This is a genomic window from Mumia quercus (genome assembly GCF_025506335.1).
In the GTDB taxonomy this organism is placed as follows: Bacteria; Actinomycetota; Actinomycetes; order Propionibacteriales; family Nocardioidaceae; genus Mumia; species Mumia quercus.
The window spans coordinates 23,786-37,277 of sequence record NZ_JANZYO010000005.1 but is presented as its reverse complement, the minus strand read 5'-3'; the positions used below and the strand labels follow the sequence as shown (position 1 = coordinate 37,277).

Sequence of the window (13,492 nt, the reverse complement as noted above, 5' to 3'; positions counted from 1 at the left end):
ACGCTCCCGTCACCCGCGACCGTCCTGCGGTGACGTGCGTGAAACATTGGGCGGGTGACGTCCCCCTCCCTCGAGTCCGCCGGCAAGCGCGCGTTCGTCCTCGCGTGCCTCGTCCTGCTCGCGCTCAATCTCCGCGCCTCGGTCGGGAGCATCGGCGTGGTCCTCTCCCCCGTGCGCGAGGACCTCGGGATGTCCGCGACGGCGGCCGGCGTGCTCACGACACTTCCCGTCGTGTGCTTCGCCGTGGTCGGCTCCCTGGCCAACACGATCGTGCGCGCGATCGGCCTGCACACCACCGCCGTGGTGTCGATGGCGGCTGTCGCCGCAGGGCTGGGGGTGCGCGCCTTCGTCGACGACGCGACGCTCTTCCTGGTCGCCTCCGCGGTCTCCCTCGCCGGCTGCGCGGTCGGGAACGTCATCCTGCCGCCGCTGGTGAAGGTCCACTTCCCCGACCGGATCGCCTTCGTCTCGTCGATCGCCGGCGCCGCCATCGTCGGCGGGGCGACGCTCTCCTCCGCGCTGACCGTCCCGCTCTCAGAGGCGGCCGGTGACTGGCGGTGGGGACTGTTCGCGTGGTCGCTGCTGGCGGTCGTCACCGTCGTGCCGTGGCTACGCCTCCTGCGCCACGACGTCCGTACGACCGACGACGCGAGTCGGGTCGGGATCCGCAGGCTGGTCCGGGCGCCGCTGGCGTGGACCATGGCGGTGTGCTTCGGCGCTCAGGCGGCCCAGGCGTACGCGCAGTTCGGCTGGTTCCCGGCGATCCTCGAAGATGCCGGTCTCAGCAGCGGCTACGCCGGCAGCATGCTCGCGATCATCACCGGGATCGGGATCCCCCCCGCGCTCCTGCTGCCGCTGCTCATCGCGCGGACCGGCGACCGCGCCTGGCTGCCGTGGGGCTTCGCCGTCGTCACCGTCGCCGGATGGCTCGGGCTGCTGTGGTGGCCCGTGCAGGCGCCGTGGCTCTGGGCGATCCTTCTCGGCGTCGGCGGCGCCGCGTTCCCGTGGGTCCTCATGATGATCGCGAAGCGCTCACGCACCCACGAGGGCACCGTGGCCCTCTCGGGCTTCGTCCAGGGGTTCGGCTACCTCGTCGCCGCGTTGGGCCCGTTCGGCACCGGCGCCCTCCACGACATCACGGGCGGCTGGGGAGCGCCGATCGTGATGCTCGTCGTGCTCGCGACGCTGATCGGCGTGCTCGGCGCCTCCCTCGTCCGCCCGATCATGCTGGAGGACCAGCTGGACGGCGGAGCAGCAGGTCGTGGTCCCCGGTGAACCCCGCCCGCTCGTAGAACGGGACGGACCGTTCGGTCGGGCTCAGCACCAGCCTGACGAGGCCGGCCTCGTCCGCGTACGACGTCAGCGCCTCCATCAGCCGGCTCCCGACACCGGCGTCGCGGCACTCGGGGACCACGTAGACGTTGGCGACGTACCCCCACCGGCTCGGCGAGGCACCGGGCCGCGGCATCCGCTCGAACAGCATCGCGTTGAGCATGCCGACCGGGGCGCCGTCGTCGGTCTCCGCGAGCCAGGCGACACGCTGCGCCGACTCCCGCGCGAACCACTCCGCGAAACGGTCGTCGAAGGTCGGGTCGTCGACCGGACCGCGCAGCTCCTCGGTCCACCGCACCCGCAGGGCTGCCAGCGCCCGCGTGTCCGCGGCCTCCGCACGGCGTACGTGCATCACACGACGGAGAGCGGCAGCAGCTTCTGGCCGGTGGGGCCGATCTGGATCTCGGTGTCCATCTGAGGGCAGACGCCGCAGTCGAAGCAGGGCGTCCAGCGGCAGTCCTCGACCTCGATCGCGCCGTCGGGGTCGATCGCGTCCTGCCAGTCCTCCCAGAGCCAGTCACGGTCGAGGCCGGAGTCGAGGTGGTCCCACGGGAGGACCTCGGCGTACTCGCGCTCGCGGGTGGTGTACCAGTCGAGGTCGACGGGCTCGTCCGCGAGGGCTTCGGCGGTGCAGCGCTCCCACCGGTCGTACGAGAAGTGCTCGCTCCAGCCGTCGAAGCGGCCGCCGTCGCGCCAGACCGCCTCGATGACGCGCCCGACCCGGCGGTCGCCGCGCGAGAGCAGGCCCTCGATCGTGCCGGGCTTGCCGTCGTGGTAGCGGAAGCCGATCGCGCGTCCGAAACGCTTGTCCGACTGCACCGACTCGCGGAGCTTGCGCAGCCGGTCGTCGGTGGTCTCGTGGTCGAGCTGCGCCGCCCACTGGAACGGCGTGTGCGGCTTGGGCACGAACCCGCCGATCGACACCGTGCAGCGGATGTCCTTGCGGCCGGACACCTCGCGACCGGTCTCGATGACGCGCTTGGCGAGCTCGCCGATCTGGAGGACGTCCTCGTCGGTCTCCGTCGGGAGGCCGCACATGAAGTAGAGCTTCACCTGGCGCCAGCCGTGCGAGTACGCGGTCGAGACCGTACGGATCAGGTCCTCCTCGGTGACCATCTTGTTGATCACCTTGCGGAGCCGCTCTGAGCCGCCCTCCGGCGCGAAGGTGAGGCCTGAACGACGGCCGTTGCGGCTGAACTCGTTCGCCAACGTGATGTTGAAGGCGTCCACACGGGTGCTCGGCAGCGACAGCGAGGTGTTGGAGCCCTCGTACCGGTCGCCGAGCTGCTTGGCGACCTCGCCGATCTCGGTGTGGTCGGCGCTCGACAGCGAGAGGAGGCCGACCTCCTCGAAGCCGGACTTCTTCAGGCCGTTGTCGACCATCTCGCCGATCGTCTGCAGGCTGCGCTCACGGACGGGACGGGTGATCATGCCCGCCTGGCAGAACCGGCAGCCGCGGGTGCAGCCACGGAAGATCTCGACCGAGTAGCGCTCGTGGACGGTCTCGGCGAGCGGGACGAGCGGGTTCTTCGGGTACGGCCACTGGTCGAGGTCCATCAGCGTGTGCTTCGTGACCCGCCACGGGACGCCCGGACGGTTCGGCGCGACGCGCTGGATGCGGCCGTCGGGCAGGTAGGCGACGTCGTAGAACTTCGGCACGTAGACGCTGCCCGAGCGGGCGAGACGCATCAGCACCTCGTCGCGGCCGCCGGGACGCCCCTCGGCCTTCCACTCGCGGACCACGTCGCTGATCTTGAGGACGATCTCCTCGCCGTCGCCGAGGACGGCGGCGTCGACGAAGTCGGCGATCGGCTCGGGGTTGAAGGCCGCGTGCCCGCCGGCGAGGACGATCGGATCGGCGTCGGTCCGGTCGACGGCGTGCAGCGGGATGCCGGCCAGGTCGAGGGCGGTGAGCAGGTTGGTGTAGCCGAGCTCGGTCGAGAACGAGATGCCGAAGAGGTCGAACGCCCGCACCGGGCGGTGGCTGTCGACGGTGAACTGCGGGATGTCGTGCTCGCGCATCAGGGCTTCCATGTCTGGGAAGACCGCGTACGTCCGCTCGGCCAGGAGCCAGTCACGCTCGTTGAGGACCTCGTACAGGATCTGGACGCCCTGGTTGGGGAGCCCGACCTCGTACGCGTCGGGGTACATCAGTGCCCAGCGCACGTCGACGGCGTCCCAGTCCTTCACGACCGAGTTCAGCTCACCGCCGACGTACTGGATCGGCTTGCTGATGGTCGGGAGGAGGGGCTCGAGGCGGTCGAAGACCGACGCGACGCTGCTCTCGTCGAGGTGCTGCACGGACATGCTCCCCAGGGTAACGAGCCGCTCCCCACCAGCCGAATCCGTCACCGCTCCCTGCGCGGTTTGCCACGCCAGCGTGGGGAGTCGTGGTTGGCGCGGCAAGCACGCCACGCCAACCCGCGTACGCCCAGTCAGCGTGGCAAACTCAAGCGCCCCGCGTCGACCCGACCACGGCTTCCCACCGCCTCCCACGTACCGCCCTGGGGTTTCCCACGCCAACGCAGCAAACCCCGGTTGGCGCGGCAAGCACGCCACGCCAACCCGCGTATGCCACGCCAGCGTGGCAAACCGTCAGCGGGAGCGGGCGGAGCGGGAGCGGACGACGACGGCGGGCGTGCCGCTGCGGCGGTCGATCGCGACGAGGAGCCCGACGGCCATCGCCGAGGCGAACATCGCCGTCCCCCCGTACGAGACGAAGGGCAGCGGCACCCCGGTCACCGGCATGATGCCGAGCGACATGCCGATGTTCTGGAACGCCTGGAACCCGAACCAGCACGCGATCCCCGCCGCGGCCAGCCGGTCGAACAGGTCGTCGGCACGCTGGGCGATCCTCAGGCACCGCCACACGACCACCCCGAGGAGGACGACGACCAGGCCGGCGCCCAGGAGACCCAGCTCCTCCCCTGCCACCGTGAACACGAAGTCGGTGTGCTGCTCTGGGACGAACCCCGCCTGGGTCTGGGTGCCGTCGAAGAGCCCTTGCCCCCAGATCCCGCCGTTGCCGATCGCGATCCTGGCCTGGACGGTGTTGTAGCCGGCGCCGCGCGGGTCGAGGTCGGGGTTCGTGAACGCCTCGAAGCGCAGGACCTGGTACTCCTCGATGACGCCCATCGCCACCGCCAGCACGACCGCGGCGAGCCCGGCGGCGACGAGCCCGACCAGCCACGAGAGCCTGACCCCGGCGACCGCCAGGACGCCGAGCACGATCGCGACCATCACCATCAGCGTGCCGAGGTCGGGCTGCGCGAGGATCAGCGCGGCAGGGACCGCCGCGCACGCGAGCGCGAGCACGACGTCGGACGAGCGGACCACCCGCCGCATCGCCCCCTCGGTCCGCTCGGCGAAGAGCAGCGCCATCACGAGGACCACGCCGAGCTTCGCGAGCTCCGCGGGCTGGAACGAGAGCCCGCCGACCTGGAGCCACGAGCGGGACCCGTTGACGACCGCCCCCACCCCGGGGACGAGGACGAGGACGAGCCCGATGACCGCTGCCCCGTACACGACCGGTGCCCACAGCCGGATCCACCGCCGGTCGGTCACGGCGATCACCGCACCGAGCCCGAGGGCGATGAGGACGTTGGTGCCCTGCTTGACGAGGTACGCGGTCGGGTCGCCACCGGTCAGGTCGTCGCGCGAGGCGGTCGCCGACCAGACGAGCAGCATGCCGATCACCCCGAGCGCGAGCGCGGAGCCGACGAGCGCGAGGTCCACGTCTCCCCACCAGCGGCGGACGGGCGCACCTGGCGGTCGGGCAGGGCGGACGGTCGGACGCATGCTCATCGGCCGTCGCCCTTCTTTTCCTTCTCGGCACTGCGCGGCGGCAGGACCCGACCGTCGGCGGCGACGCGGGGCAGGTCCTTCGGCGGACGCGCGTGCGGCAGCAGGGCCTTGTCCCGGCGAACCTCCCCGCCCTTCACCCCGTACAGGCCCTCCCAGATCGCCCGCACGGCGTCGCCTGAAGAGCCGGACCCGGTGCCGCCCTGCTCCATCATCATCACGACCACGTAGTTCTCGTCGTACGAGGCGACCCAGCCCGTGGTCTGGCGGCCCGTGACCTCGGCCGTGCCGGTCTTGGAGCGGATCTTCACCTCGTCGAGCGGGAACCCGCCCATCTTCCAGGCCATCGTCCCGGTCCTGGCGGTCTCCAGGAGTGCCTTGTCGATGTAGCGCAGGTGGGCCTTCGAGACGGGGACGCGGCCAGCCTCCTTCGGCGCGATCTTCCGGACGACCTTGCCGTCGGCGTCCAGCACGGCCTTGCCGGCGCGCGGCTCGTAGAGGGTCCCTCCGTTCGCGAGCGCCCCGTACGCGACGGCGAGCTGCAAGGGCGTCACGAGCGTCTCGCCCTGACCGATCGAGAAGTTCACCGCGTCACCGGCGCGGTAGACGTACCCGTCGGCGCAGAACTCCCGGGCGAACAGCCGCAGGTACGCGCCGTCGACCTTCTCGGGCTTCTCGGCGATCTTGCAGTAGCGGTCCTTGTTCGCTTCCCAGTAGTCGCGGCGCCACGGACGGTCGCCGAGACGGCCGGCCGCTTCCCCGGGCACATCGAATCCGGTCCGCGCGCCGAACCCGAACGCGCGCGCCATCTCCACGAGCGGGTCGTGCACGTCCTCGTCGGCGTCTGCGCCGCCCTGAGCGCTCCAGGCCGCGTACGCGATCCGGTAGAAGAACGTGTCGCAGGAGACGGACAGCGCGCGGTCGAACCCGATCGGCCCGTACGAGGCGGACTCGTAGTTCTTGAACCAGCGGTTGCCGACCTGCAGGCCCGACGAGCAGTCGAGCCGCGTCCCGGTGTCCCAGCGGTCCTCGAGCGCACCGGCGGCGACGAACGGCTTCCAGGTCGAGCCGGGAGCCAGCTGCGCCTGCGTCGCCCGCGAGAGCAGCGGGGTGCCCGCCGCGTCGTCGTACAGCTCCTTGAGCCGGCGGTCCGAGATGCCGTCGACCCAGACCTCCGGGTCGTACGTCGGGTAGCTCGCCGATGCGATCACGCGCCCGTCGTCCGGGTCGAGGACGACGACGGCGCCCGCCGTGGCCTCGTACGTGCGCCCCGTCACGTCGTCGTGCGTCGTGCGAGCCTTCTTGATCGCCTTCTCGAGCTGGGTCTCGGCCAGGGCCTGGACGCGCGCGTCGATGCTGGTCACCAGCGTCTTGCCTGCCTGAGGGTCGACCGCGGTGCCCTCGGCGATCACGCGTCCTCGCGAGTCCACCGCCTTGCCCGTGGTCCCCGGGACGCCCCTCAGGTCGGCGTCGTATCCGCGCTCGATCCCCGCGCGGCCGACCATCGACGCGGCGCTGCGGGTGTCGTCGTCGGACTCGCGGGCGGCCGCGTACTCGTCCGCGGTGATCGGGCTGACGTAGCCGAGGAGCGCGGCGGCGTTGACCCCCTCCGGGGCGGGGTACGCGCGGAGGTAGCGCTGCTGCGCCGCGACGGCGGGGAACTCTTCCGCGCGCTCGGAGATCGTCAGGGCGACGTCGCGGGGGACGTCCTGCGCGACCGGGACCGGCTCGTACGGCGAGCCGTTCCAGCAGGCGGGCGGCTCGGGCGCCCCGTCCTCCCCGCACAGCTTGATGCGGTCGAGCAGCGCGTCGTAGTCGAGGTCGACCAGACGGGCGAGGCGACCCAGGACGTCGGCCTGCTCCGCGGCGTCCAGCCGCGTCAGCCGGGACCGGTCGACGGTCACCATCCACGTCGAGCGGTTGGCGACCAGGGGTCGGCCCATCGCGTCGAGCACGAGGCCGCGCTGCGGCTGGACGACGACCTGACGCGTGGCGTTGTCCGCGGCGCGTGCCTGGTACTCCTCGCCGCCGACCACCTGGACGTACCAGAGGCGGGCGACGAGCGTCGCGAACAGGGCGACCACGAGCACCTGTACGACGACGAGCCTGGCGTGGCTGCGCTTCATCGTCACCACCTCACCCGAGGCGTGGGCTCGAGGCGTGCCAGCAGGGCCCGGACCGCCGGGACCACGGCGAGCCCGAGCACGACGTCGTAGACGGTCGCCAGCGCCACCACGCCGAGCACCGACGAGGCTGCGACGCCCGGCTGGTCGAGCGCCAGTCCCGACAGCGCGAAGAGCGAGGTACCGACGAACGCGCTGGCCGCGACCGTCACCGCGTCGCTGAACCACGAGGGCCTGCTCCCGCGGTCCACCGTGCCGGCGAGGAAGCCGACCACCGTCAACGCCAGCGCCCACTGTCCGAGGAGGTGGTCGGAAGGCGGTGCGGCGTCGAGCAGCAGCCCACCGACGAACCCCGCCACGGCCCCGTCGGCCGCTCCGGCGCACAGCCCCACCGCGACGACGACCACGAGGACGACGTCGGGAGCGACGCCGGTCGGGACCAGCGGCGTGAGCACGCTGACCTGGACGACCACCGCCGCGACCAGCAGCGCGCCGACCAGCGCCGCGCGTCCGACGCTCACGTCACGACCCCGTCCGCGCGCCGACCACGACGGACACCGCGTCGAGCGCCGAGAAGTCGACGAACGGCGCGACGGTCACTTCGGCGGTCTCGTCGCGCGGGGACTCCACGACCTTCTCCACGCGCCCGATCGGGACGCCGGCGATGTACGGGACGCCGTCGCGCGAGCCCCACGAGACGATGGTGTCGCCCTCTTTCGGGACGGCCTCGCGGTCGAGCACGTCGAGCGTCAGCCGACCCGACCCGGACAAGCTGCCGTCGCCGCGGACCATGCCGAGCTCGTGGTCACCTCCGACCCGGGCGCCGACGACGGAGTCGGCGTCGACGAGCAGGAGGACCACGGCGTTCGTCCGCGTCGCGCTGAGGACGCGGCCGACGAGGCCGTCGGGCCCGAGCACCGTCATGTCCTGGCGAACCCCTCGCGCGGTCCCGGCGTCGAGCGTGACCGTCCGGCGGAACGACTGGGCAGAGCCGACGGCCACGACGTGCGCGTCCACCGTCTCCAGCCCGGCCGCCTGCGCGTACTGCGCGAGCGCGTCGTACTCCGCGAGCCGCTTCCGGTCGACACCGCTGGACGCGACGAGGCCGCGCAGCCGCGCGTTCTCCTCCTCGAGGGCCGCGTTCTCGTCACGGAGCCGGTCGCGGGTCGCGAATGTGTCGACACCGAACGGGCTCAGCAGACGGTTGGCGCCAGACTCCAGCGGTCCGAGAACGGTGGACGCGACCGTACGGGCGGGGGATCCCGCACCGGACAGGTCGACGGTGATCAGGGCGACGGCGGCGAGCAGGAGGACGAGCAGGACCGTGCGCGGTCGGCGGGGCTCGGGGTCGGGACGGGTACGGGTCCGGGCCACGCGGTCACCTCCGCGGCTCGGAGGTCAGGACCTGCTGAAGGGCGTCGAACTCCTCGACGCACTTCCCGGCGCCGAGCGCGACCGAGTGCAACGGGTCCTCGACGACGTGGACGGGGATCTCGGTCTCGTGCCGGATGCGGTCGTCCAGCCCCCGCAGCAGCGCTCCCCCACCGGTGAGGACGATGCCGCGGTCCATGATGTCGCCGGCCAGCTCCGGCGGCGTGAGGTCGAGCGTGGTGCGGACAGCGTCGACGATCTGGGCGACGGGCTCCTCGAGCGCGCGGCGGACCTCGGCTGCGGTGACCTCGACCGTACGAGGGAGTCCGCCCACCATGTCGCGACCGCGGACCTGGACCGTGCGCTCGTCGGGCATCGGGAACGCCGAGCCGGCCTCGGCCTTGAGGTCCTCGGCCGTACGGTCGCCCAGCAGGAGCGCGTGCTCCTTCTTGAACCACGCGACGATCGCCTCGTCCATGTCGTCGCCGGCGGTGCGGATGGACCGGCTCGCGACGATCCCGCCGAGCGCGATCACCGCGACCTCGGTGGTGCCGCCGCCGACGTCCACGATCATGTTGCCGGTCGGCTCGTGCACCGGCAGCCCTGCGCCGAGCGCAGCCGCCATCGGCTCCTCGACGATGAACACCTGCCGTGCGCCGGCCTGGTACCCGGCCTCGCGCACCGCGCGCTGCTCGACCGACGTGATCGCGCTCGGGACGCAGACGACGAGGCGCGGCTTCGTGAAGTAACGGCGTCGGTGGACCTGCTGGATGAACAGCCGGAGCATGTGCTCGCACGCCTCGAAGTCGGCGATCACCCCGTCCTTCATCGGCCGGATCACCGAGATCGCGTCCGGCGTACGGCCGTGCATGCGCTTGGCCTCGGTCCCCACCGCGAGGATCTCGTGGGTCTGCGCGGCCAGGGCGACGACCGATGGCTCGTCGAGCAGGACGCCCTTGCCTCGCACGTAGACGAGGGTGTTGGCTGTACCCAGGTCGACCGCCATGTCGCGCCCGAGCAGGCTGCGCAAGGGGAAGGACATGCGCTCAGGCTAGGTGGAGTGGGCCCTGCTCCCCGGCAGGACACGCCAGAGCGCGGCGCCGCCCGGACGTTCGATGATTCTGTCGGCGGGACGTGCCACGTTGTCCGGATGACTCCCCGCACCGCGCTGGTCGAGCTGCGCCGTTACGACCTCCACCCCGGTCAGCGCGAGGTGCTGATCTCGTTGTTCGACGCCGAGCTCGTCGAGACGCAGGAGGCGGTCGGCATCTCGGTGCTCGGCCAGTTCCGCGACCTCGACCGGCCCGACCAGTTCGTGTGGATGCGGGGTTTCGAGGACGCCGAGAGCCGCGGGAGGGCGCTGCAGGCGTTCTACGGGGGCCCGGCGTGGGCGCAGCACCGTGACGCGGCGAACGCCACGATGACCGCCTTCGACGACGTCCTCCTGCTGCGGCCGGCGCCGGACGGCGCGCTCGCCCTCCCCGACGGCGGCCCGCCGTCGGGAGGCCTGGTCGCGGCGACCGTCTACCAGCCGGACGACCTCGACGCGTTCACCGCACTGATGGCCGAGGCCGGCGAGGAGGCACTCACGGAGCTGGGAGCGCGGCGCACCGCGGCGTACGTGTCTGCCGACGTCGTCAACACGTTCCCCGTGCTGCCCGTGCGAGACGACGCCGCCGTCTACGTCCGGATCGCGCGGTTCGCGTCGGCGCAGGAGCACGCCGCCCACCGGCGCCGCCTGGAAGCGGCGGCGGCGTCCGACGAGCTCCTCGCCACCCTGCGGGCGAGCGTTCGCGACGAGCTCCGGCTCGTGCCGACCGACCGCTCGCTGCTGCGCTGAGCGCAGCCGGGCCCTCAGGTGACGGCGCGGCGGATCTCGTCCCGGTGCTCGGCGAGCCATGCCTGGCGACGCTCGATGGCTTCGCCCACTCCGTCGTCCCACATCCGGGCCCAGCCGCCTCCGAGCCGTTCGGCCCGCGCGCGCATGAGGAACCACGCCCGGGCGGCGGTGTTCTCGGCGACCTCGACCAGCCGTGCCCGGTCGGTGGCGCCGAGGCCGTAGGCGTCGACGAGCAGCCGCGCCCGCGCGAAGACGTCGACGTCGCGGACCACGTCGGGCCGGTCGGCGGGCGGGACGAGCGGCGCCCACCACAGAAGGAGGTTCTGGACCTCCTCCGTACGGGTCGCCGGGCGGGCCAGGTCGAAGTCGATCAGCGCACGCGCCTGCCCGTCGACGAACACGACGTTGTCGGGCGTGACGTCGAGGTGCCCGATCAGCTCCGGCGCCCCGGCGACACGCGCCGGGCACCCGTCCGGCTCCGGCTGCGCGATCACCGACGGAGGAACGCCGAGCGGGGCCACCGCGTCGTCGTACGCCCGCAGGAGCCGCGCGACGCCGACGATCCGGTCATCGTCGGCCATCCAGGCCGGGCGGGGACGCGAGGCGACCTCCCCGCGGACGTACGAGAGGACCTGCCGGCCGGCGGCGTCGACGCCGAGGTACCGCGGTGCCCCGGTGAATCCGACGGCCTCGAGATGCCGCAGCACGTCGGCGACCAGCGCGCTGTGCGGACCGGTCGGCCGGCGGACGGTCTCACCGACGCGGACGAGCCCCTCCGTCACGTCCCCACCGGCCAGCGGCGTCTCGGGGAGCGAAGGATCGGGCTCGTCGTACGTCACGGGAGCGGGGCACTCAGCCCAGGTCGGGGAACCAGAGCGCGATCTCGCGTGCGGCCGACTCGGGCGAGTCCGACCCGTGCACGAGGTTCTCCCGGTTGGAGAGCGACAGGTCACCACGGATGGTGCCCGGCGCGGCGATCCGGCCGTCGGTGGCGCCGTTGAGCAGCCGCACCACGTCGATCGCGGCGTCGCCCTCGAGCACCAGCGCCATCATCGGACCGGAGGTCACGAAGGCGCGCAGCGGCGGGTAGAAGTCGCGCTCGACGTGCTCGGCGTAGTGCGCGTCGGCCTGGGCAGCGTCGATCGTGCCGAACCAGGTCGCGACGATCGAGAGGCCCTTGGCCTCGTAACGACCGAGGATCTCACCGACCAGTCCACGGCGGACGGCGTCGGGCTTGAGCAGGACCAGAGTGCGTTCGGACATGAGCCGAAGCCTAGCGAGAGGCCTGCGCACCCCCGCTCAGCGGGCGTAGAACTCCGGGTTGGCCGCGCGGTCGGCCTCGATCTTGCGTCCGAGGAAGTACGCCGCCGCCCACAGGACGGCGAACATCCCGCCGACGAAGAACGCGATCGGCAGCAGGAACCCGAGCGCGACCGCCCCGACCTGGACGAGCCATCCGACCGTGTAGGCCCAGGAGTGCCGCAGCAGGCCCGACGTCACGAGGGCCACGAACGCGAGCCCGAGGCCGGCGACCAGCGCGAGCGCCGGCGACACGTCCTCGACCTGGATCATCACCGGCGTCGCCAGCCCGAGCACGATCGCCTCGAGGAACAGCACCCCGGCACACATGCCACGCATCAGTCCACCGACTCCTCACGCGCGAGCAGCACCCGCGCCTCACCTGCCGTCACGACCGATCCGGTGACGAGCACACCTCCGCCGCCGACGCCTTCGCCGTAGCGGTCGCTCTCCGACAGCGCGACGGCCTTCTCGAGGGCGTCGGGGAGGCTACGGGCGACGTGCACCCGGTCCGCTCCGAAGATGCCCTCGGCGACGTCGGCCAGCTCCTCGGCCGGCATGGCACGGTCGCTCGCGTTCTGGGTGCAGACGATCTCGGCCATCACCGGCTCGAAGGCCAGCAGGATCTCGTCGACGTCCTTGTCGGCCATGACACCCACGACGCCGATGAGCGGCGTGAACGCGAAGGCCTCCTGCACCGCCTCCGCCGTCGCGCGGGCGCCTGCAGGGTTGTGCGCGGCGTCGAGGACGACGGTGGGGCTGCGGCGTACGACCTCGAGCCGACCGGGCGAGGTCACCGACGCGAACGCCGTACGCACGATCTCGGCGTCCAGCTCGCGCTTGCCCGTGAACGCCTCGACGGCCGCCAGCGCGTACGAGGCGTTGCGCGCCTGGTGCTCACCGAACAGCGGGAGGAAGACCTCGTCGTACCGCGCGCTGAGCCCCTGCAGGGTCAGGAGCTGGCCTCCCATCGCGGGCGTCCGCTCGACGACCCCGAAGTCGACACCCTCGCGGTGGAGCGTGGCGCCGACCTCCGCCGCGCGCGCGGCGATCTCGGCCGCGGCGTCCTCGGGCTGGGCCGCAGTGACGACCTGCGCTCCGCTCTTGATGATCCCGGCCTTCTCGACGGCGATCTCGCCCGGTGTGTCTCCGAGGTAGCGGGAGTGGTCGACGTCGATCGGGGTGAGGACCGCGACGGCGGCGTCCACCACGTTGGTGGCGTCCCAGGCGCCTCCCATCCCGACCTCGACGACGGCGACGTCGACCGGGGCGTCGGCGAACGCGGCGTAGGCGAGACCGACCATCATCTCGAAGTACGACAGCGGGACGGGCTGGGTGTCGTCGACGACCTGCGCGTACGCGGCGACGTCGGCGTACGCCTCGACGAAGAGCTCCTCGCTCAACGGCGCTCCGTCGATGCTGACCCGCTCCGTCATCGAGACGAGGTGCGGGCTCGTGAACCGTCCGGTCCGTACGGCCAGCTCGCGCAGCAGGGCGTCGATCATCCGCGCGGTCGAGCTCTTGCCGTTGGTGCCGGTCAGCTGGATCACCGGGTAGGCGTTCTGGGGGTCGCCCATCAGCCGGCACAGCGCACGGATGCGGTCCAGCGACGGCTCGAGCTTCGTCTCGGGCCAGCGGGCCAGCAGGGCACGCTCGACCTCGACGTACGTGGGATTCGTCATCGCTGTCCAGTATTCCAGGGATGCAAGCGATGACTTCGCGACGC

13 protein-coding genes are annotated in these 13,492 nt (G+C 72.1%); 2 read left to right on the top strand and 11 right to left on the bottom strand.

All coding sequences use genetic code 11. The annotated features are described in order from the left end of the window. Positions 1-54: 54 nt before the first annotated feature. On the top strand, positions 55-1,275 hold the full coding sequence (locus NYZ95_RS12340; RefSeq protein WP_262851617.1) for an MFS transporter: 1,221 nt from the start codon (positions 55-57) through the stop codon (positions 1,273-1,275). Here NYZ95_RS12340 and NYZ95_RS12335 read toward each other — a convergent pair. From NYZ95_RS12335 to NYZ95_RS12305, 7 genes are all read right to left on the bottom strand, one after another. Further along, positions 1,223-1,684, bottom strand: a complete 462-nt coding sequence (locus NYZ95_RS12335; RefSeq protein ID WP_262851616.1) for a GNAT family N-acetyltransferase — start codon at positions 1,682-1,684, stop codon at positions 1,223-1,225. The two genes, NYZ95_RS12340 and NYZ95_RS12335, sit on opposite strands and share 53 nt — an antisense overlap. After that, complete coding sequence (locus NYZ95_RS12330; protein WP_262851615.1) at positions 1,684-3,639, bottom strand: TIGR03960 family B12-binding radical SAM protein; 1,956 nt, start codon at positions 3,637-3,639, stop codon at positions 1,684-1,686. Before NYZ95_RS12330 ends, NYZ95_RS12335 begins: the two co-directional genes overlap by 1 nt. Positions 3,640-3,927: 288 nt before the next feature. Beyond that, positions 3,928-5,136: a rod shape-determining protein RodA gene (rodA, locus tag NYZ95_RS12325; protein WP_262851614.1), complete on the bottom strand. Its 1,209-nt coding sequence runs from the start codon at positions 5,134-5,136 to the stop codon at positions 3,928-3,930. Next, positions 5,133-7,259, bottom strand: a complete 2,127-nt coding sequence (gene mrdA, locus NYZ95_RS12320; protein WP_262851613.1) for a penicillin-binding protein 2 — start codon at positions 7,257-7,259, stop codon at positions 5,133-5,135. Before mrdA ends, rodA begins: the two co-directional genes overlap by 4 nt. Before the next feature lie 2 nt (positions 7,260-7,261). After that, the gene (mreD, locus tag NYZ95_RS12315) at positions 7,262-7,777 is read right to left on the bottom strand and encodes a rod shape-determining protein MreD (protein WP_262851612.1); all 516 of its coding nucleotides are present in this window, start codon (positions 7,775-7,777) and stop codon (positions 7,262-7,264) included. A gap of 1 nt (position 7,778) precedes the next feature. Next, on the bottom strand, positions 7,779-8,630 hold the full coding sequence (gene mreC / locus NYZ95_RS12310; RefSeq protein ID WP_262851611.1) for a rod shape-determining protein MreC: 852 nt from the start codon (positions 8,628-8,630) through the stop codon (positions 7,779-7,781). 4 nt (positions 8,631-8,634) lie between these two features. Beyond that, positions 8,635-9,669, bottom strand: coding sequence for a rod shape-determining protein (locus NYZ95_RS12305; protein ID WP_262851610.1), 1,035 nt, complete (start codon positions 9,667-9,669; stop codon positions 8,635-8,637). A 108-nt stretch (positions 9,670-9,777) separates the two neighbouring features. Here NYZ95_RS12305 and NYZ95_RS12300 point away from each other — a divergent pair, with 108 nt between their 5' ends. Beyond that, the gene (locus NYZ95_RS12300; protein ID WP_262851609.1) at positions 9,778-10,467 is read left to right on the top strand and encodes an NIPSNAP family protein; all 690 of its coding nucleotides are present in this window, start codon (positions 9,778-9,780) and stop codon (positions 10,465-10,467) included. A 14-nt stretch (positions 10,468-10,481) separates the two neighbouring features. Here the strand turns inward: NYZ95_RS12300 and NYZ95_RS12295 are convergent, their stop codons facing one another. Genes NYZ95_RS12295 through NYZ95_RS12280 form a run of 4 tightly spaced genes read right to left on the bottom strand, consistent with a single transcriptional unit; the run spans position 10,482 to position 13,448 of the window. Next, the gene (locus tag NYZ95_RS12295) at positions 10,482-11,306 is read right to left on the bottom strand and encodes a protein kinase family protein (protein WP_262851608.1); all 825 of its coding nucleotides are present in this window, start codon (positions 11,304-11,306) and stop codon (positions 10,482-10,484) included. Between the two features lie 13 nt (positions 11,307-11,319). Continuing rightward, entirely contained in the window at positions 11,320-11,730 is a 411-nt protein-coding gene (ndk, locus tag NYZ95_RS12290) for a nucleoside-diphosphate kinase (RefSeq protein ID WP_262851607.1), read from the bottom strand. 36 nt (positions 11,731-11,766) lie between these two features. Next, positions 11,767-12,105, bottom strand: a complete 339-nt coding sequence (locus NYZ95_RS12285) for a DUF4233 domain-containing protein (protein ID WP_262851606.1) — start codon at positions 12,103-12,105, stop codon at positions 11,767-11,769. Continuing rightward, positions 12,105-13,448, bottom strand: coding sequence for a bifunctional folylpolyglutamate synthase/dihydrofolate synthase (locus NYZ95_RS12280; RefSeq protein WP_262851605.1), 1,344 nt, complete (start codon positions 13,446-13,448; stop codon positions 12,105-12,107). Before NYZ95_RS12280 ends, NYZ95_RS12285 begins: the two co-directional genes overlap by 1 nt. Positions 13,449-13,492 lie beyond the last annotated feature (44 nt).

What these genes read in the sequence shown, in the direction of transcription:
- mrdA (WP_262851613.1), bottom strand. Translation starts at nt 7,259, where the DNA reads ATGAAGCGCAGCCACGCCAGGCTCGTCGTCGTACAGGTGCTCGTGGTC.
- NYZ95_RS12285 (WP_262851606.1), bottom strand. Translation starts at nt 12,105, where the DNA reads ATGCGTGGCATGTGTGCCGGGGTGCTGTTCCTCGAGGCGATCGTGCTC.
- NYZ95_RS12280 (WP_262851605.1), bottom strand. Translation starts at nt 13,448, where the DNA reads ATGACGAATCCCACGTACGTCGAGGTCGAGCGTGCCCTGCTGGCCCGC.
- NYZ95_RS12300 (WP_262851609.1), top strand. Translation starts at nt 9,778, where the DNA reads ATGACTCCCCGCACCGCGCTGGTCGAGCTGCGCCGTTACGACCTCCAC.
- NYZ95_RS12305 (WP_262851610.1), bottom strand. Translation starts at nt 9,669, where the DNA reads ATGTCCTTCCCCTTGCGCAGCCTGCTCGGGCGCGACATGGCGGTCGAC.
- ndk (WP_262851607.1), bottom strand. Translation starts at nt 11,730, where the DNA reads ATGTCCGAACGCACTCTGGTCCTGCTCAAGCCCGACGCCGTCCGCCGT.
- NYZ95_RS12330 (WP_262851615.1), bottom strand. Translation starts at nt 3,639, where the DNA reads ATGTCCGTGCAGCACCTCGACGAGAGCAGCGTCGCGTCGGTCTTCGAC.
- rodA (WP_262851614.1), bottom strand. Translation starts at nt 5,136, where the DNA reads ATGAGCATGCGTCCGACCGTCCGCCCTGCCCGACCGCCAGGTGCGCCC.
- NYZ95_RS12335 (WP_262851616.1), bottom strand. Translation starts at nt 1,684, where the DNA reads ATGCACGTACGCCGTGCGGAGGCCGCGGACACGCGGGCGCTGGCAGCC.